Source organism: Mycobacterium sp. DBP42, assembly GCF_005924235.1.
Lineage (GTDB): Bacteria > Actinomycetota > Actinomycetes > Mycobacteriales > Mycobacteriaceae > Mycobacterium > Mycobacterium syngnathidarum.
In genome coordinates this window covers 88,218-106,086 of the sequence record NZ_VCMY01000018.1, presented here as the reverse complement: position 1 = coordinate 106,086, position 17,869 = coordinate 88,218, and the positions used below count along the sequence as shown (strand labels likewise).

Genomic DNA, 17,869 nt, shown 5'->3' with positions numbered 1-17,869 from the left:
CGCGCCACGCCGCTGCCGGTCGGCAAAATTTTGGCTGCTCATACCTAATAGGTTACATGTATGCGTGGATAAAACTGCACTTCAACACACCTTTAAGGCGTGTTTTGAGAATTTAACGCCTGATAAGCGGCGGGCTCGGTGTTCCACCTACAGGGCGATCTCGTCGACGAGAACCGGCTGTCGGCATGTGCTGACCTGTTGATGACGACCAGCCCGAATGTGCTGGTGTACAGCGCGATTGATGGCTGGCGGCGTCAGATGGTCGAACACGGCCACGAGTTGATGGGCGCTGCCCTGGATTTGGCGAACGAAACGCGACGCGAGATCGAGGAGATCGACGACATCGAAGTGCTTGACGAGGAACTGCTGGGCAAGCAGGCCTCGCACGATCTGGACCGGCTTCAGGTGCTGATCGATGTCTCTGCGACAGGCACTTCGGGATATCAGGCCGCCGACTGGTTGCGTGAGTACTGCCAGCTCGACCTGGGGATGACCGACCATCGCCGGGTATTGGCGACCATGTCGCTGGCCGACGGACCGGACACCGCCGGCCGGTTGATCGAGGCGCTGAAGCTGTGGCGTAAGGCCGCGCACGATTTCGCCGCGCCGCCACGGGTCGATCTGCCCACGCCTGAAGAGTTGGAACTGGAGACCGTGATGGCGCCGCGGGACGCGTTCTTCGGGACGGTAGAGGATGTTCCGGTGGAACACGCCGCCGGACGGATCTCCGCCGAGCAGATCACCCCCTACCCGCCGGGGATTCCCGCCGTGGTTCCCGGAGAACGCCTCAACGAAGCCGTGCTGGATTACCTCCGTACCGGCCTTGAGGCGGGCATGAACCTTCCGGATCCCGCCGATCCCGCGCTGGACACCGTTCGCGTCGTCGCATAGGCGGTGCGAAGGTCGGCAACAAGCCCGTCGAAGGCCTCCTGGCGGGACTCCGACGGTCCCCGCAACACCGCCGACGGGTGAATCGTCGCGACCAGCGCGGGTTCCTCGTCGAGTAGACCGGTGGCGTGCAGGATCTCGCCGCGGTGGCGTGTCAGCCGAAAGTCGTTGCCGAGCAGACATTTGGCCGCGGTCGCCCCGAGTAGCACGACAACTTCGGGAGCGACGGTATCCAGCTCGGCGAGTACCCAGGGGCGACAGGCTTCGACCTCGGTGCGGCTGGGGGTCTTGTGGATACGGCGCTTGCCACGCTCGTTGGTGGTGAACTTGAAATGCTTTACCGCATTGGTCAGATAGAGCTCGGCACGGTCAATCTCGGCTGCCGCCAAGGCTTTGTCCAACACCCGGCCGGCCGGACCGACGAAGGGGGCTCCGGCCAGGTCCTCCCGGTCGCCGGGTTGCTCACCGATCAACATCATTCGGGCCGAAGACCGTCCGGATCCGAACACGGTTTGGGTGGCATCTGCGTACAGCGGGCATCCCTTGCACTGTCGCGCCGCCTTGGCCAGCTCGCTCAGCTTATGTGTTTCGGGGACGTATGACGCCGCGCTGTTCATGACCGGTGGATACCCGCATCGACCGTTTTGTCATGCGCAGTTGGGGTATTCGTTGTCATGACAACAGGAGATGATCGCCATGACGGGGGCGTATGCCGCTAAACGGGTATTGCATCGCACAAGCAGTCTTGAGGCGGCGGCCCTGGGAATCGGCTGTCGGGTAGCCGTGAAAAATGCGATCCGCGCGTGGGCATGGCAGCCGGATCTGGCTTGGCCGTTGGGCTCGATCGACCGTCTGGTGGGTCTGATCCCTGGCCGGCCGGCCGCGTCGGTGCGGCCGGTGGCGTTGCCCAATTGCCCAGCAGAACTGGTGCGAGCACCGGGAACGTCCGGGCACAACGCGGTCCTCCACTTGCACGGTGGGGCGTTTCTCACCTGTGGGCTCAACACCCACCGTGCTCTGGCTACACGCTTGTCGGCTGCGGCAGATGCGCTGGTGCTCAACGTCGGTTACCGGATGCTGCCTGCATGCGGGCTGGCAGAAGCTGTCGAGGATGCCCTGGCCGGATTGTCCTGGCTGCGCCGACGTGGCTACGGCGCGGAACGCACGGTGATCGCCGGCGACTCGGCCGGTGGATACCTGGCCTTCGGGACGGCACTCAGGTCGCTGGCCCGCGGTATCGTTCCCGCCGCCGGTCTGGCTGCGATCTCGCCGCTGATCGACTTGGACCCGGCCCGAAAACTAGCTCACCGCAACATCTCCCGTTGCTCGATGTTCACCGGAACGGCCCTTTCGGCATTCGCCCGGTCCGTGCGTCGCAGCCAAGGCCGGCCGAATCGGTGTGACGCCGAGCCGCTGATCGACCCGGCCACCGCCGATCTCACCGGCATGCCACCGGTGATGATCCATGTGGGTGCCGACGAACTGTTGTTCGCCGATTCGGAACTGGTGGCCGAACGGCTGGCCGACGCGCACGCGTCCTGCGAGCTGCATGTCTGGAGCGGCCAGGTGCATGACTTCCCGCTGGCGGCCGACATCCTTCCGGAGGGCAGACAGGCCATCCGCTACATCGGCGACTTCGTCAAGGGCGTGACCGCCGCTTCGGTACGGACTGCAGCCTGATCGGTCCCCGGGAAGAGTTTCCCGCCGCGGCGACGCGGGCATCCCAAGACCATGAGCGATATCGAGAATGGACCGGATGACACGCTGTCGCCGAGTGAGTCGACCGATTCCGACGAGGTCGCCAACGCTGACGGCGACGAGGTCGTCGATCCGCCGGCGCAGTGGCACGGCGCGGACCGCGCCGGGCGTCCGGAATCACTCGACGACAGGCTCGCCGAGGAAGAGCCGGACGTGACGGCAGCAGAACCGCGCCCCCGCGATGTCGACGAGAACGTCGCAGAACCCCGGGACGTCGAGATCGTGCACCCCGACGACAATCCCGAGGACGATGGCGACTCCCTGTACCCGGTGGTGAAGTAACCTCAGCCGGCCTGACGTTGCAGCGTGACCGAGGCGGTATTGGCGTCGGCGTGGGTGGCGATGCCACTTCCCTGGGCCGTGACCGCCAGGGCCGTGCGGTCTCCGCGGAAAAGGTCGCGGGAGAACTCGCACGGAGAACCGTTCTGGTCATAGGTGACGCGGGTGATCAACAGCAGCGCGGCCTTGGGCTTGATCCCCAGCAGGGTGGCTTCGCTGCTGGTGGCGTTGACCGCCTCGATGCGCTCATCGGCTCGGCCGGTGACCAAACCGTATTGGGATTCCAGGAGTTCGTAGAGCGACCCGCCCAGCTGCTGATCGAGCAGGCCGGGAAAGGCATCGGCCGGAAACTGCGCGTGTTCGAGCGAGATCGGTGAGCCGTCGGCGAGCCGGAGGCGTTGGATCTCGGTGACGTAGTCGCCGGGTCCCAGGCGCAGGGCGGTTCGGGTGGCGTCGTCGGGGGTGGTGATGCGGGTGGAAAGCACCCGCGTCCCGGCGACGTAGCCCTGATTGGCCAGGAAGGCGGGGACGCCGACCACGTCGGAGAGATGGCGCTCGACCTGACCGTGGCTGATGAAGATGCCGCCGGCCCGCCCGATCACGCGGTGTACCAGCCCGGCTTCCTCCAACGCGGCCAGCACTTGACGCAGGCTGGAGCGGCTGGTGCCGTACCGTTCGGCCAGCTCGCGTTCACTGCCGAGTTTGGCGCCAGGGGTGCCCGCGTTGATCTCGGCGACGATGCGCCTGCGTAACTCCTCGCTGTGAACTGCCACCCCGGCCCCCTGCCCATGTTTTGGTACAGCCAATTCTAGCCGGGTTGAACTAGAGTTCAGCGATCGCCATGTGAGATTCGGGCAGAATCTGCCCGCCGTCTACGACCAGCGACTGTCCGGTGATGTAGGCGGCCTCGTCGGTGGCGAAGAACAGGGCAGCATTGCCGATGTCGGCGACCGATCCGAGCCGGCCCGCAGGCACCGCCGACGCCATTTGGTTTTGGTAGTCCTCACCCATTTCGATGAGTCCCTCGGTGATGATGTTGCCTGGGAGCACGGCGTTGACGGTGATCTTCTTGGGTGCCAGTTCCATTGCGGCGGTGCGCAGGAAGCCCAGTTGCGCGGCCTTGGACGCACCGTAGTGCGACCAGCCGGGGTAACCGGTGATCGGACCGGTGATCGAGGACGTGATGACGACGCGTCCGTGGCCACTGGCGGTCAGTGCCGCGAGAGCGGCCTGCACGATGTAGACGGTGCCTTTGAAGTTGACCGAGAGAACCTGGTCGATGTCGTCCGGGGTGAGGTCTTCGAGGCGACCGGACGGGAAGATGCCGGCATTGGCGCAGACGATGTCGAGTCCACCGTGGCGCTCGACGGCGGTGTCGACCACGCCGCGGGCATCCTCGGGGCTGGTCACGTCCGCACGCAGGGCACTGACCCGGCCCGGGGTGTCGGCGAGCGCCGCGACCGCCTCATCGAGGTCGGACTGATTGCGCCCGGTGATCAGGACGTGCACCCCGGCGTTGGCGAACGTCTGGGCGATGCCGCGGCCGATGCCCTTGCTGCCGCCGGTGACGATGGCCGAGCGGCCCTGAAGTGATGCGAACATATCTGGGATCCTTTGCGAGTCAGGTCAAGGTGAGGCCGCCCGAGCGCAGGTAGCGCTCGGCGAGTTCACAGCTGCCGGCGGCGTAGCTGACGGCCTTGGTGGCCGATTCCTTGGAGTGGCTGTGGCTGCCCATCCAGGCCAGCAGCAACAGCCGGCGCAGCAACACGAACGAGGCCAGCATGTCCTCGTCGGAGGCCGGCAGGTCGCGCCGTGTGCGGTAGCCGCGCATCCAGGCATCCTGCCATTCCGGCAGTGCCGGGTCATCTTCGATGAACGACACCGCGGTGCCGAAATCGTAGAAATACCAGCCGAATCCGCAGTCGTCGAAGTCGATGACGGTGATCTTGGAAGATCCTGTGGACCCTGCCGAGCCGTCCGGGTCGGGGTCCACCAGCAGGTTGGCCAGCCGAAGATCAGCGTGGATCAGACCGTAGACATCGGGGCCGGTGCCGTAGGCGTGGAGCCGGTCGTGCAACAGTGCCTGGGCGCGTTCCAGCACCTGTTGCTCGGCGGCGCCGACCCCTTCGGCGTCGTGCCAGCGGCCCCAGCGTGGTGCGGCTCCCAGGCTGTGCTCCCAGTCCCAGGAAAATCGGCCGAACCCGGCGGGGCGTTCCCACCGCTGCGAATGGTCGTGCAGCGCAGCGGTGATCCGGCCCAGCGTGTGGAAATCGTCGAGGGTCAAGGCACCCTCGTCAGGTTCGGCCCCGGCGACCATGCCGAAGTGCACGACATGGCGGTCCGTCCCGTCGGCGTCGACGGTCACCAGGCGACGGCCGTCACGGGCCGGCAGCACGGTCGGAACCGTGACGTCGCTGTCGGCGCGCAGTGCTGCCAGCCAGTCCAGTTCCGATTCGATCTCGTGGGGCCGGTGGTAGTTCTGCCGGTGCACCCGCAGGATGGATTGGGTGCCGGCGTCGTCGACGAGATAGGTGGCATTCTCGGACAGGTTCAGCAACCGCAGCGTCGCGTCCGCCCCGATGTCGTACTGGCGTAGCGCCAGTTGGGCGACATCGATCTCGTCGGTGATAACCATCTAGTGCTCCCTGCCTTCGATACCGTCCAGCACCGCCGTGATCCGGTCCCGGGCCACGGTGACCTCAGCGGTGCTGCCGCCGATGTAGAGCCTCCCAGCGGCGCCGATCATCTGCACGTCGACCACAGTAAGTCCAGGCGCGGCCCGTTCCGCCTCATTGGCCGCCACCGCCGCGAACAGCGCCGGAGTCATCTCGTAGACCAGCAAGGACTGTCCGGGCAGGATCATCGACGCCTGCCGGTTGCGGTTGAGGATCACCGCGTGCTGATCGGTGATGTTCTCGATGATGTCGTGGTACAGGACCCGCGGCCGCAACTGGTCGGAGGCCTTGTTGCCGGTGCCGGCCAGGATCGCCTCGCCGGCCCGCTGCACATCCTCCAAGTTGGCCGAGTGGATCTCGAGAACTCCGAACTGGCGTTCCACGTAGAGGATTCCGGGCTGGATGCCAGGGACTTCGCGTAGGGCCAGGTCGATCACCCGCTCGATTGCCAAGGCGGGGGACACTTCGACGATCAGCGCGTGCTCACCCTCGTACGGTGGGTAACCCCGGGCCCGGGTCGGTGTTCCGAGGTAAGCGGCGAACTGACGCTGCAGATCCTCCACCAACAGGTAGACGCGGATCTGGGTGCGAATCCGCGTGCTCTCCTCCGTTTCGGTCGGCATGGCTACTTGCTGGCGACCGAGAAGTGCGCGCCGAGCTCGTTGTGCGGACGCGGGATGACGTGCACGCTGACCAGTTCGCCTACCTGGGAGGCGGTTTCGGCGCCGGCCTCGGTGGCAGCCTTGACCGCACCCACTTCACCGGTGACGATCACCGCGACCAGGCCGTCACCGACCTGCTGGCGATCGGTGATGGTGACGTTGGCGGCCTTGACCATGGCGTCGGCGGCGGCCAGTGCAGCCACGTAGCCCTTGGTCTCGATCAGTCCGATTGCGTTGCTGGACATAGGTGTTTCTCCTTATTTGTTGGGGTTGGTAGCTGGTTTGTCGTCGATGGATCCGATGATGAGTGCGTCGACCGGGGGCGGGGTGCCGGTGAACCATCCCGAGGCCACCGATCCCTGGGCGATGAGGACACGTTCGCCGACTCCGCTGCCGAGGACGTCGAACGCGATCAGCTTCGAGCCGGTGCCGTCGATCTCGACTTCGAGGAACGCCCCGGGCGGGATGCCGTCGATCCGACGGGTCGACCACACGTTGCCGGTGACAACCGCTGAGATCATTTGCGCTCCTTCGTCGCTCGGGCGATCATTTGCGCTCCTTCTCAATCGTGATGCCCAGAGTGCGGGCCTTTTCGCGCGCCAGTGGGGTCAGTACCGCCTTGCGGCCCAGCACGAGCGTGCCGCCGGCCATGTCGGCGATGTGCCGTTCGGTCACGGCACCGGATTCGATGCGCCTACTGGCACCGCCACCGGACGATCGGGTCGACCCGGCCAGCCGGAAGCTGAGCCGGCCTGCCTTGAGATCTGCTCGGGTCTTGGGACTGTCGAAGAGCCGCAACAGCTTTCGGACGAAGTTGTCGAGATCGCGGTCGTTGTTCAGTTGCACGGTCTCGGTGCGGTTCTTGGCGTCGGCGGCTCGGGGGCCGGTCGGTTCCACTCCGAACTGGTCGGCGACCGTCGGCGGTGGTGGAGCCGGGGCCGGTGGTGGGGGGACGGCCACCGGCCCCGGAGTCTTGGCGGCCGCTCCGACATCCCGGACGGCCTCCCGCACCACCTCGCGCACCAGGGCGCGCAACTCTTCCCGGTTGATGCTCACGCGGTGGCCCTCACCAGTGCATCCTGGGCAGCTTCGGCCGCGGTGCGGACATCGGCTTCGGTGCCCGACAGGTACACCCGGCCGGTGGCGCCGATCATCCGGAAGTCGACCACCTTGATGTCCGCGGCCTTCTCGGCTTCGTTGGTGGCCAGGATGGCGTAGGACGCGGGAGCCACCTCGAGGACGAACAACGATTCGCCGGGTAGCACCATCGAGCCGATCTTGTTGCGGTTGATCAGGAACGCGTGCTGATGGTCGACGCTGGAGATGATGCGTGAGGCCAGCACGTTCGGTTGGACCGCGCCCCCGGTGTCGCCGCCGAGCTCGTCCAGAGCGGCATCGGCAGCGGCTTTGACGGCGCCGGTCTCTCCATGAAACTCCAGGTAGCCGAATTGCCGTTCCACCACCAGGATCCCGGCTTTGACCTCGGCATGTTTGAGGGCGACGTCGGTGACGCCCTCGATGTCCAGACCGGGTGCCACCTCGATGATCTGGGCAGCCTGGTTGGCGCGGGGAAGCGCACCCTTGATCCAGGTGCCCAGATACGACATGGTCTGCGGTTGCAGCCGGTCGATGAAGATGAAGGAACGAAGTTCAGCCACAGCCCTACCTCTTGATCAGTTGTGCGAGTTCTTCGGCGACCAGCGCGCGCAACTCCGCACGCAGTGCGTCCAGGCCCAGGTCGGTCGAGTGTGCGGGGGTGGACCGGCGTGGTGCCGTTCTCATCTGCGAGGGCACACCGTGACGGTCATTGGAGGCCCGCGGATACTCCGGCACCGGTCCGGCCGGTGAATGCCACGGATTGATGCCGGCGAAGTTGCCCATGGGCACGGCGGCGTCGCCGTTGTAGGCGATGCGCGCCCAGTTGATCAGGTTCTGCGGTTGCAGGTTCTCTCCGATCGAACTGCGTCCGACGAAGCCGGTACCGATCGTCATCGACGGCGCCAGGTTGGTATCCAGCCCCGAGCTGCCGGTCGAGTTGCCGACATTGACCGACACTCGGAGAACGGGCACCTGAGCCGCGAAATCAGTGATGACGGCCGGGCTTTCGCTGTGGATCGCCGCCGAGTGACCGGCACCGCCGATCCGCACCACGGCGCGTGCGGCACGGACACCCCGCGCGGCGTCGGCGGCGGTGGTCATGCCGAGCACCGGGGACAGCTTCTCGTGAGCCAGCATCTCCTCGGCGATCACGTCGGTGAACGGCGCGATCAGCACCCGGGTCTTGGGGGTGACCCGCAGTCCGGCCTGCCCGGCGATCCAGGCGGCGTCGCGGCCCACCACATCGGTGTTGAGGTGCCCGTCGGCGAACATGTAGGCCCGTAGGCGGCGTGCGCCGTCCTCGTCGAGGATGTGCGCGCCGGCGCGGGTCAGCGCACCGCTGAGCTTGCCCGCGATCGCGTCCTCGGCGATCAGGACAGACTCGTTGGTGCACAGCACCGAGTTGTCGAAGGCCTTGCTGTCCACGATCCGTTCGGCCGCGGCGTTGATGTCGGCGCTGGCGTCGACGAACACTGGCACATTGCCCGGGCCCACGCCCAGCGCCGGGTTGCCGGATGAGTACGCGGCCCGCACGACGCCGGTGCCGCCGGTGGCGACGATGACGTCGGTGCGCTCGTCAGCCATCAGTGCCTGCACCAGCGGGATCGACGGTTCCTCGATCACCTGCACGACACCGTCCGGCGCCCCGGCCGCCACCGCGGCCTCGGCCAGCAGCCGGGCCGCATCGGCCGAGCACTGCTTGGCTCGCGGGTGCGGTGCGACGACGACGGCGTTTCTCGTCATCAGCGCCAGGATCACCTTGAAGTACACCGTGGCAACGGGATTGGTGGTCGGCGTCAGTGCCAGCACCACGCCCGCGGGCCGCGGCAGCTCGACGATCTTGCGTGCTTCGTCGACGCGGGGCGAAACATAGTCGTCACCTCGGTAGTAGTCGACGATGCCACGCGAGCAGGCCCGGTTCTTGGTGACCTTGTCGGCCACCACGCCCATTCCGGTCTCGGCCACGGCTTCTGCGGCGAACCGTTCGGACGCGGCGTAGGCGGCGTCGGCCACCGCGTCGACGATCGCCGACACCGCGGCTCCGTCATAGTCGGAGTACGCACTCGCGGCCCAGCGGGCCCGCTCCAGCATGTGGCCGGCTTGTGCGGTACTGGTCATGATGCTTTGCGTCCTCTCACGACGGTCTCGGCCCTGGCCACGGCGACGGCGAGGCGGTCCAGGACGTCCTCGCAGAGCTCGCGCGAGAGCAGCAGACCTGGTTTGAACTGCAGGACACGGGGATCCAGCGTGGAGAAGATCGCCCACACGCCGTTCTCGTAGAGCTCGCGCATCACGAACTTGGCGCCCTCGGGGTGGTCGAACTCCAGACCGATCACCACACCGTTCTGCCGGATGCCGACGAACCAGTCCGGATGGTCGGCCTGGATGCGCTGCAGCCCTTGGTCGAAGATGTCGGCGATGTAGTGCACCATCGATCGCACCTCGGGGCGGGTGGAGATTTCGAGCGTCTTCAGCGCGGCGACACAGCCCAGCTCGGCGCCGCCGAAAGTGGAGATGTGGCCGAAGCCGTCCTCGTCGAGCCACTTCGCGGCGCGATCACTGAGCAGGGCCGCGGTGATCGGGTACATGCCACCGGACAGGCCCTTTCCGGTCACCAGGATGTCGGGCTCGATGCCGTGTTTGGTGATGCACCACAGCTCACCGGTTCGCATCAGCCCGGTCTGCACCTCATCGGCGATGTAGAGGGTCCCGTGCTTCTCGGTGATGGCCTTGACGGCCTCGAGGTATCCCGGTGCGGGCAGCGGGAATCCGTACGTGGCCGGGATGGTCTCCATGATGACCGCGGCGACGTCACCGGGGGCGAGGACCTTCTCCATCGCCTCGATGTCGTTGAACGGAACCTGGAGGAACTCGTCGGGCTGGTCGGCCAGGAAGAACTTGGCGAACCGGTCGTCGCCGGTGGCCACCGCCAGTCCGGTGTGGCCGTGGTAGGCCTTGACGATCGAGACGATCTTGCGGCGCTTGGTGGCGTGACGGGCGCTCTTGAGCGCGATGTCGATCGCCTCACCGCCCCCGGACCCGTACGCCACCTTCGTGATCGAGGCCGGTGCGGTCTCGACCAGTCGCTGTGCCAGGGCAGTGCGGGCCACCGACGGGAAGTGGTGGTTGCCGACGTCGAAGTGCGCCATGCCCTCGGTAATCGCCTGCATCACTTCAGGGTTGCGATGCCCGAGGTTGTAGGTGCCGCCGTTGAGATGCAGATCGATCAGGCGGCGGCCGCCCATGTCCCACAGGAAATATCCCTCGCGACGGTCGATCACCAGATCGACACCGGTATCAGTCCAGAACTGTGTCTTGTCTGGATTCCAGAACGTCTTCGCCTTGTCCAGCACTTCGGCTTTGGACTCGAACGTGAACGTGCCGTAGTCGTACATGCGGCTCCCTCTCCAGCTATCCGGTAGCTGTGATGGGCCTCACCGTAAACGGTCGCAACCATTTGTGTCAATGGTTGCGGAAAGTGCTTGCCAATCGATTTTGGTAGTGCCAATATACGTACGGCCCGGATGTGGTCCAGCCCACATCGGGTGTCCCACTGTTACCTGGAAGGTATCCCGCTAGATGACCGATCAAGCTGTCGCCGGGAGTGAAGACACAGCTCACGACGTCCAGAGACTGAAACGCAACGCCGTCGGCACCGTCGGCGTCATCTTCATGGCGGTGGCCACCGCCGCCCCGATCACAGCAATGGTCGGCAACGTCCCAATCGCAGTCGGCTTCGGAAATGGTTCGCACGCGCCGGCCGGCTACATCGTGGCAACCGTCGTCCTCGGCCTCTTCGCCGTGGGCTACGCGACCATGGCCAAGCACATCACCACCACAGGAGCTTTCTACGGCTATATCTCCCACGGACTGGGCCGGGTGGTCGGCATGGCCAGCGGCGGTCTGATCACCATGGCGTACGTGGTGTTCGAGGCTTCCCTGATCGGGATCTTCTCGTTCTTCTTCCAGAATTTCATGCAATCCCAGCTGGGGATCCACGTTCACTGGATCATCCCGGCGCTGCTGATGCTGGCGGTCAACGCGATCCTGACCTACTTCGACGTCAACCTGACCGCCAAGGTGCTCGGCGTGTTCCTGGTGACCGAGATCGTCATGCTCGCACTGGGAGCGCTGGCGGTGCTGGTCAAGGGCGGAGGTCCGCAGGGCTTTGCTGTCGCCGATACCCTCAACCCCATCGGCGCCTTCACGCCGGCAGCCGGAATCGCCGGTGCCAGTGCCGGTTTGGGGCTGTTCTTCGCGTTCTGGTCATGGGTCGGCTTCGAATCGACCGCAATGTACGGCGAAGAGTCGCGCAACCCGAAGAAGATCATCCCCCGGGCCACCATGCTCAGCGTGCTCGGTGTCGGCCTGTTCTACGTTTTCGTGTCCTGGATGGCGATCGCAGGCACCGGCCCGCAGCACGCCGTAGAACTCGCGCAGGATTCCGCGACGTCCTCGGAGATCTTCTTCGCCCCGGTGCGCAGCACCTACGGCGAGTGGGCGATCACGGTGTTCAACGTCCTGCTGGTCACCGGATCCTTCGCCTGCGGCATGGCGTTCCACAACTGCGCCTCGCGTTACCTGTACGCGCTGGGCCGCGAAGGCCTTTCCAAGGGACTGCAGAAGACCATCGGCGCAACGCATCCCACGCACGGGTCGCCCTACATCGCCTCGTTCGTCCAGAGCGCCGTTTCCTTGGTGATCATCCTCGCCTTCCTGTTCGCCGGGATGGACCCGTACGTGCACATGTACACACTGCTGGCGATCCTGGGCACCATGGCGATCCTGATCGTGCAGTCGCTGTGCGCCTTCTCGGTGATCAGCTACTTCCACATCCGCAAGAACCATCCCGTGTCCAAGCACTGGTTCAAGACACTGATCGCCCCGGGCCTCGGCGGGATCGGCATGCTTTATGTCGTATACCTGCTGTGGGAGCACAAGGATGCGGCGGCGGGCACTGCCTCGGGGACCCTGCTGTTCAAGCTGACGCCCTGGATCGTGGTGGGCATCTTCGTCCTCGGCGCGGGTATGGCCACCTACTTCAAGCTGCGCGATCCGCGTCGCTACGAGTTGATCGGCCGGATCGTGTTCGAGGACAACGTTGTTCGAGACTAGATGGACTCGTTCGAACGCGTGTTGCTGAAGTTCGTCCTCGCGTGGGCTCCCTATGGGGGACCACGCGAGGACGACGTCTGGCTGGAGTTCGGCATGACCGCCGAGCAGTTGTGTGTCCGTTTCGCCAGGATCGTCGCTGGTCAGATCCCGAAGGCCAGGGCACTTTCGGCAGCCGACCGCTGCCTGTTGGAACGTGCCTGCCGATACCTACGGCACCAGCGTGAATCAGGCAAACGCCGCGCGTAGCCGCGCCAGTTGGCTGGCCATGAAGGCCTGGGCCACCGGAGTTTTCGCCGCGATCTGGTCGAAACCGTGGAACGCCCCGTACACCTGTTCCACCTGGCAGTCGACCCCGGCGGCGCGCAGGCGCTCGGCGTAAGCCATGTCCTCGTCGTGGAAAAGGTCCAGGGTTCCCACCCCGATCCAGGCCGGGGGAAGACCGGCCAGATCCTCGCGACGGCCCGGCACCGCAACGGTGGGATCGGCACCACCCAGGTAGGCCGACCAGCCGAATCTGTTGCTGCCCTGGGTCCACAGCCGATGGCCCGGATTCTCCAACTCCGGTCCCACCGAGCGGTCGTCGAGCATTGGGTAGATCAGTATCTGAGCGGCAAGGGACACCTCGCCGCGGTCACGGGCGAGCAGGGCCAGCGCGGCAGCCAACCCGCCGCCGGCGCTGGCGCCGGCCACCGCGACGCGCGCGGAATCGACAGCGGGCAGTGCGGCCAACCATTTCAGCGCCGCGTAGCAGTCCTCCAGACCGGCCGGGTATGGGTTCTGCGGAGCCAGCCGGTACTTGACCGCGGCCACCGTGGCGCCGAGCTCCCTGGCGAAGCGCCGGCACTGGGCATCGTCCTGCGCCGGGCTGCCCAGCACATAACCGCCGCCGTGGATCCACAGCAGGGCCGGCGTCGGTTCGGCGACGCCGGCGGGCCGGTACAGCCGCACCCCGACCCCTGAGCTGAGGGTGAGCACTTCGACATCCTTGGGTGTCTGCCGGTTCTGCAGCACGGTGAGTCGTTGCAGCAGCGGCAGAGAACGCCTGGTCACCAGCTGTCGCGGGAGGAAGCGGGCGATGCGTTCGAGGTCGGGATGAAACGCGGGCCGGGCGTCTGTGTTCGCAGTCACAATTACCGTTCTACCGGGTGTCCTCGACGCCATGTCGAGCAGGCCCTCCGTCGTCCGTGCGTGCGGTTTCCCGCCAGGGTCGTGCATCGCGTGGCACCGAGACCCGCAGGCCGAAACCGGCGCGCCGTGGCGTGTCAGGGCTTGTTCAGCACGATGAACAACGAGGCGATCAGGGCATCGTGGGTCACGATGTAGTTGGTGAGGATCAGCTCCCCGGGCAGGTTCGTCTTGTCGTAGTCGCCGTCGTAGCGGGCCCGCAGCACCGTCACCCCGGACCGCTGGACCGTCTCGACGACCTGCATCGTGACCCGATCGCCGACGATCTCGTCGTGCACCCAGGTCCGGATGGCGTCTGGAGTGGTGAACTCACGCTGATTGTCGTGGACCAGTGCATCCGGGGTGAGGGTGGCCAAGACCGCGTCGACGTCGAAAGCGTTGACGGCATCGACGTACCTGCGCACCGCCGCGGGCATTTCACACTTCTGCTGAATGGACATGCCGACAGGGTCGACCGTTCGCTGACTGGAGGGTCAAGGCCAGGCGCAATCTTGAGTCTCCCCTTGGGGGAGCGGCCACACTGATCCGGTGACCATCGATCTGGTGCGGACGTCGTGGTCGACGGCGGCACGGTCCCGACGGTGTAAGCCGTCGATCCCGTCGTCCGTGCGTGCGGCTTTCCACGCCAGGGTCGTGCATCGCGTGGAGCTGCGACCGGCAGGTAGAAACCGGCCCCCCGCGAGATACCGACCTACTTCAGCAGCGGGTCGCGGGGCAGGCCCAGGATGCGCTCGGCGATGGTGTTGCGGGTGATCTCCGATGTCCCGCCGGCGATGGTCATCGCCCGGTTGCCCAGGTATGCCCGCGTCAGCTTCGGCGTCTGGCCCGTCACCCCGGCCGAGCCGACCAGAGCCATGCCCAGCTCAGTCAGATGCTGTGAGTGCTCGGCCACCAGCAGCTTGGTGACGTTGCCCTCGGGGCCCGGCTCGGCTCCGGCGATGGCCCGGCTGACCCGGCGCAGGTTGAGCAGCCGCAGCGTGTGGCCGACGGCGATCACCTCACCGGCGCGTCGCACGTAGCGGGCCCCGTCGGGATCCGCATCGATCAGGGCCACCAGCTCGTCGGCGTCGAATCCGGTCGGTGCGGCCGAACCGCCGCCGATCGAGATGCGCTCGTTGCCCAGCGTGGCCCGCGCCACCAGCCAGCCCTTGTTCACATCGCCCACCACATCGGCGTCGGGGACGAACACGTCATCGAAGAAAACCTCGTTGAAGTGCGCGTCGCCGGTCAGGCCGCGCAGCGGATTCACCGTCACCCCAGGGGCTTTCATATCGATCGCCATCATGGTGACGCCGGCGTGCTTGGGCGCGTCAGGGTCGGTGCGCACGGTGGCCAGGCCCCACTGGCAGTGCTGGGCCAAGCTGGTCCACACTTTCTGCCCGGTGACTCGCCAGCCGCCGTCGACCTTCTTGGCGGCGGTACGCACCGCGGCGGCGTCCGAACCCGCGCCCGGCTCGGAGAACAGCTGGCACCACATGACCTGTCCGCGCAGCACCGGTAGGACCCACCGCTCGCGCTGGTCATCGGTGCCGGCTTGGGCGATGGTCAGGGTCACCCAGCCGGTGATGCCCATGTCGGCGCGCTCGATATCGGTGAACTCCTCTTCGATTACCAACTGCTCCAACACATTCGCAGCGCGGCCATACGGCTTGGGCCAGTGCGGCACCAGGTAGCCGGAGTCCACCAGATAGTCGCGACGCTGGTCCTCGGGCAGCGCCTGCACCGCAGATGCGGCAGCCTGCGCGTTCTGCCGGTACTGCTCGGCTTCTGCCGGCAGCGCGAAGGACGCCCCGTGCGCCTGCCCGCTGCGTTGTCCGTCGACGACGTCGATCAGCGGATCGGCACCGTCGCCGAGGACCGCGGCCAGCGTGCGGGCCCGGCGCAGGTAGAGGTGGGCGTCGTGCTCCCAGGTGAAGCCGATGCCGCCGTGCAACTGAACGTTGGTCTCGGCGTTGAACACCACGGCACGGATGGCGTGCGCGGCGGCCACCGCGGCGGCGAAGGACGCCCCGTCGAGGTTGTCGGCGCGGGCGGCATCCCACACTGCGGCGGTGGTCTGTTCGGCGTCGACGAGCATGTTGGCCGCGTGGTGTTTGACGGCCTGGAAAGTGCCGATCGTGCGGCCGAACTGTTCGCGCACCTTCGCGTATTCGACAGCCATGTCGAGTGCGGCCCAGGACACTCCCACCGCTTCGGCCGAGCCGAGGATGCGGAACACCGTGCGCGCCGCTCGCGCCGTGCCGCGCAGGATCCGGCTGTCCTCGACTGCCACGGCCCGCAGGTCCACCGCGCCGATGCTGCGCGTGGTGTCCAGGGAATCCTGTGCGGTGACGGTGATGCCGTCGGCCGCCGCGTCCAGGATCACCAGGTCGTCGCCTGCGGCCAGCACGAGTAGCCCGGCATCGGGGGCCCCGATCACCGCGCGTGCCTGGCCGCCGAGCAGGCCGTCGGGGCCGACGTGCACCGAGCCGGCCAGCCCGAGGGCGGCAACCGTGGTGCCGTCGGCGAGGCCCGGAAGCAGCTCGGCGCGAAGGGTTTCCGGCGCGTAGCGGTCGATGATCACCGAGGCTGACACGGTCGGCAGGAACGGACCCGGGGACAATTCGCGGCCGGCTACCTCGGCCACCACCGCAAGCTCGGCGAGCCCGAAACCGGAACCGCCGTACTCTTCGGAGATGGCCAGCCCGTTCCAGCCGAGTTCGGCGCCGGCTGACCAGATTTCATCGGGATAGGTCCCGGCATCCGCGAGCGTGGCGCGGGCGGCCGCGCGGCTGTCGAGCCGGTTCAGCTGCCCAAGCGCCGCGTCGGCTAGGTCCTGGTGCTCTTCGGTGATGGCCAGCGCAGACTTCGTCATGATTAGCGAAGCTAACGGGGGTTTGAGGGTACGTCGACGTGATGCAGGTCACATTTTGACAGGTGTTGGACAAGTCGGCGAAGTTGTCGCCTGAGTCAATCCGTTGCGGGGTACGCTCGCGCAATGACGGCACGACCGGATAACCGGTACCCCGCACCGACGCTCGGAGATCGCGCGCGATGGTTGCTACGCGCCAATCCTGCCGACCACATGCTGGCACTTAGCTTGGCAACGGCTTCGCTACCGGTGGTGGGCAAGCACCTGGAGCCGCTGGGCGCGCTCACCGCCATGAGTGTGTGGGGGTTCCGTCACCTGCCCGATTTCCTCACGTCCTCGGCGAAGTCTTGGCTCACGCCGGACAACGGCGATTTGCGGCAGGCCGAGCGCGAGCAGACCAACGCGATCGCCCAGGACGCGCTGCGCGGCGTGGTCTCGCCTGCTGACCTGGCCGTCGACTGGCCGGGTCCGGACAGCATGCCGCCGTTGTGGCGCACGCTTGAGTACCGGCGCGATGTCTACCGGACCTCGGTACGTTACGGCGACGATCCGTCCCAGTTGCTCGACGTGTGGCGCCCCGAGCAGTTGCCGGCCCATCCCGCGCCGGTGTTGCTGTTCGTTCCCGGTGGCGCCTGGGTGCACGGCGGGCGGATCCTGCAGGGCTACGCGTTGCTGTCGCATCTGGCCCGGCAGGGCTGGGTGTGTCTGTCGATCGACTACCGGGTCGCCCCGCACCACCGCTGGCCCCGGCACATCACCGACGTCAAGGCCGCAATCGCCTGGGCGCGTGCCAATGTCGACAAGTTCGGCGGTGACCGTAACTTCGTCGCGATCGCGGGCTGCTCGGCCGGTGGTCACCTGGCCGCACTCGCCGGCCTCACCCCGAACGACCCGGACCTGCAGGGGGATCTACCCGACGGGGCGGACACCTCGGTCGACGCCGTGGTCGGAATCTACGGACGCTACGACTGGGAAGACCGCTCCACCGAGGAGCGGGTCCGATTTGTCGACTTCCTGGAACGGATTGTGGTGGGACGCAAGATCGATCGCCATCCGGAGATATTCCGGAAAGCCTCCCCGATCGCCCAGATCCACCCCGACTCGCCGCCGTTCCTGGTCGTCCACGGTACCGGTGACAGCGTCATCCCGGTGGCGCAGGCACGCAGTTTCGTCGACAAGCTCAAGGCGGTGTCACGGGCCGTCGTCGGCTACATTGAGCTGCCCGGGGCCGGGCATGCCTTCGACATGACCGACGGCGCCAGGACCGGGGCGATGGCAACGGCAGTTGGCTTGTTCCTCAACCAAATTCACCGGAATCGTGCGATGGATGAGGCCAAAGCGGTCATATAGACGTTTCC

19 protein-coding genes and 1 pseudogene are annotated in these 17,869 nt (G+C 66.4%); 6 read left to right on the top strand and 14 right to left on the bottom strand.

Annotation, left to right across the window (positions count from 1 at the left end):
• Positions 1 to 132: 132 nt before the first annotated feature.
• Positions 133 to 891: pseudogene (locus E0T84_RS17740) on the top strand (ornithine decarboxylase); the annotation flags it as partial.
• Here E0T84_RS17740 and E0T84_RS17735 read toward each other — a convergent pair.
• Complete coding sequence (locus E0T84_RS17735; RefSeq protein ID WP_083284050.1) at positions 807 to 1,505, bottom strand: UdgX family uracil-DNA binding protein; 699 nt, start codon at positions 1,503 to 1,505, stop codon at positions 807 to 809. The pseudogene E0T84_RS17740 and the gene E0T84_RS17735 overlap by 85 nt on opposite strands.
• Positions 1,506 to 1,575: 70 nt before the next feature.
• On the opposite strand from E0T84_RS17735, the gene E0T84_RS17730 reads away from it, so the two are divergent.
• Both E0T84_RS17730 and E0T84_RS17725 read left to right on the top strand, forming a co-directional pair.
• Entirely contained in the window at positions 1,576 to 2,568 is a 993-nt protein-coding gene (locus tag E0T84_RS17730) for an alpha/beta hydrolase (protein ID WP_138745085.1), read from the top strand.
• Between the two features lie 51 nt (positions 2,569 to 2,619).
• Positions 2,620 to 2,928 (top strand): hypothetical protein, encoded by a 309-nt coding sequence (locus E0T84_RS17725; protein ID WP_070185776.1) that lies wholly within the window; start codon positions 2,620 to 2,622, stop codon positions 2,926 to 2,928.
• Between the two features lie 2 nt (positions 2,929 to 2,930).
• Here E0T84_RS17725 and E0T84_RS17720 read toward each other — a convergent pair whose 3' ends face one another.
• The 10 genes from E0T84_RS17720 to E0T84_RS17675 are packed head-to-tail and all read right to left on the bottom strand — an operon-like array spanning position 2,931 to position 10,755.
• Positions 2,931 to 3,698, bottom strand: a complete 768-nt coding sequence (locus E0T84_RS17720; protein ID WP_070945457.1) for a GntR family transcriptional regulator — start codon at positions 3,696 to 3,698, stop codon at positions 2,931 to 2,933.
• 49 nt (positions 3,699 to 3,747) lie between these two features.
• Complete coding sequence (gene fabG / locus E0T84_RS17715) at positions 3,748 to 4,527, bottom strand: 3-oxoacyl-ACP reductase FabG (RefSeq protein WP_070185778.1); 780 nt, start codon at positions 4,525 to 4,527, stop codon at positions 3,748 to 3,750.
• Between the two features lie 19 nt (positions 4,528 to 4,546).
• A complete protein-coding gene (locus tag E0T84_RS17710) occupies positions 4,547 to 5,560 on the bottom strand; it encodes a phosphotransferase enzyme family protein (RefSeq protein ID WP_070185779.1) in 1,014 nt (337 codons plus the stop codon).
• A complete protein-coding gene (locus E0T84_RS17705) occupies positions 5,561 to 6,223 on the bottom strand; it encodes a microcompartment protein (RefSeq protein WP_070185780.1) in 663 nt (220 codons plus the stop codon).
• 2 nt (positions 6,224 to 6,225) lie between these two features.
• On the bottom strand, positions 6,226 to 6,507 hold the full coding sequence (locus E0T84_RS17700; RefSeq protein ID WP_054600762.1) for a BMC domain-containing protein: 282 nt from the start codon (positions 6,505 to 6,507) through the stop codon (positions 6,226 to 6,228).
• A 12-nt stretch (positions 6,508 to 6,519) separates the two neighbouring features.
• Positions 6,520 to 6,783 (bottom strand): EutN/CcmL family microcompartment protein, encoded by a 264-nt coding sequence (locus tag E0T84_RS17695; protein ID WP_070185781.1) that lies wholly within the window; start codon positions 6,781 to 6,783, stop codon positions 6,520 to 6,522.
• 25 nt (positions 6,784 to 6,808) lie between these two features.
• Positions 6,809 to 7,318 (bottom strand): hypothetical protein, encoded by a 510-nt coding sequence (locus tag E0T84_RS17690; RefSeq protein WP_070945455.1) that lies wholly within the window; start codon positions 7,316 to 7,318, stop codon positions 6,809 to 6,811.
• Positions 7,315 to 7,920, bottom strand: coding sequence for a BMC domain-containing protein (locus tag E0T84_RS17685; protein WP_070185783.1), 606 nt, complete (start codon positions 7,918 to 7,920; stop codon positions 7,315 to 7,317). The genes E0T84_RS17690 and E0T84_RS17685 overlap by 4 nt, the downstream gene beginning before the upstream one ends.
• Before the next feature lie 4 nt (positions 7,921 to 7,924).
• Complete coding sequence (locus E0T84_RS17680) at positions 7,925 to 9,478, bottom strand: aldehyde dehydrogenase family protein (protein WP_138745084.1); 1,554 nt, start codon at positions 9,476 to 9,478, stop codon at positions 7,925 to 7,927.
• Positions 9,475 to 10,755, bottom strand: coding sequence for an aspartate aminotransferase family protein (locus E0T84_RS17675; RefSeq protein ID WP_070945453.1), 1,281 nt, complete (start codon positions 10,753 to 10,755; stop codon positions 9,475 to 9,477). Before E0T84_RS17675 ends, E0T84_RS17680 begins: the two co-directional genes overlap by 4 nt.
• Positions 10,756 to 10,939: 184 nt before the next feature.
• Here E0T84_RS17675 and E0T84_RS17670 point away from each other — a divergent pair, with 184 nt between their 5' ends.
• Entirely contained in the window at positions 10,940 to 12,475 is a 1,536-nt protein-coding gene (locus E0T84_RS17670) for an APC family permease (protein ID WP_070185786.1), read from the top strand.
• A complete protein-coding gene (locus E0T84_RS17665) occupies positions 12,476 to 12,721 on the top strand; it encodes a hypothetical protein (RefSeq protein ID WP_070185787.1) in 246 nt (81 codons plus the stop codon).
• Here E0T84_RS17665 and E0T84_RS17660 read toward each other — a convergent pair.
• From E0T84_RS17660 to E0T84_RS17650, 3 genes are all read right to left on the bottom strand, one after another.
• On the bottom strand, positions 12,701 to 13,603 hold the full coding sequence (locus E0T84_RS17660) for an alpha/beta hydrolase (protein WP_070945451.1): 903 nt from the start codon (positions 13,601 to 13,603) through the stop codon (positions 12,701 to 12,703). The two genes, E0T84_RS17665 and E0T84_RS17660, sit on opposite strands and share 21 nt — an antisense overlap.
• 134 nt (positions 13,604 to 13,737) lie before the next feature.
• Positions 13,738 to 14,100, bottom strand: a complete 363-nt coding sequence (locus E0T84_RS17655; RefSeq protein WP_070945450.1) for a nuclear transport factor 2 family protein — start codon at positions 14,098 to 14,100, stop codon at positions 13,738 to 13,740.
• A 251-nt stretch (positions 14,101 to 14,351) separates the two neighbouring features.
• On the bottom strand, positions 14,352 to 16,514 hold the full coding sequence (locus tag E0T84_RS17650) for an acyl-CoA dehydrogenase (RefSeq protein ID WP_070945449.1): 2,163 nt from the start codon (positions 16,512 to 16,514) through the stop codon (positions 14,352 to 14,354).
• Between the two features lie 123 nt (positions 16,515 to 16,637).
• Between E0T84_RS17650 and E0T84_RS17645 the strand changes: the two genes are divergently transcribed.
• Complete coding sequence (locus E0T84_RS17645) at positions 16,638 to 17,861, top strand: alpha/beta hydrolase (RefSeq protein ID WP_070945448.1); 1,224 nt, start codon at positions 16,638 to 16,640, stop codon at positions 17,859 to 17,861.
• The last annotated feature ends 8 nt before the right edge of the window (positions 17,862 to 17,869 follow it).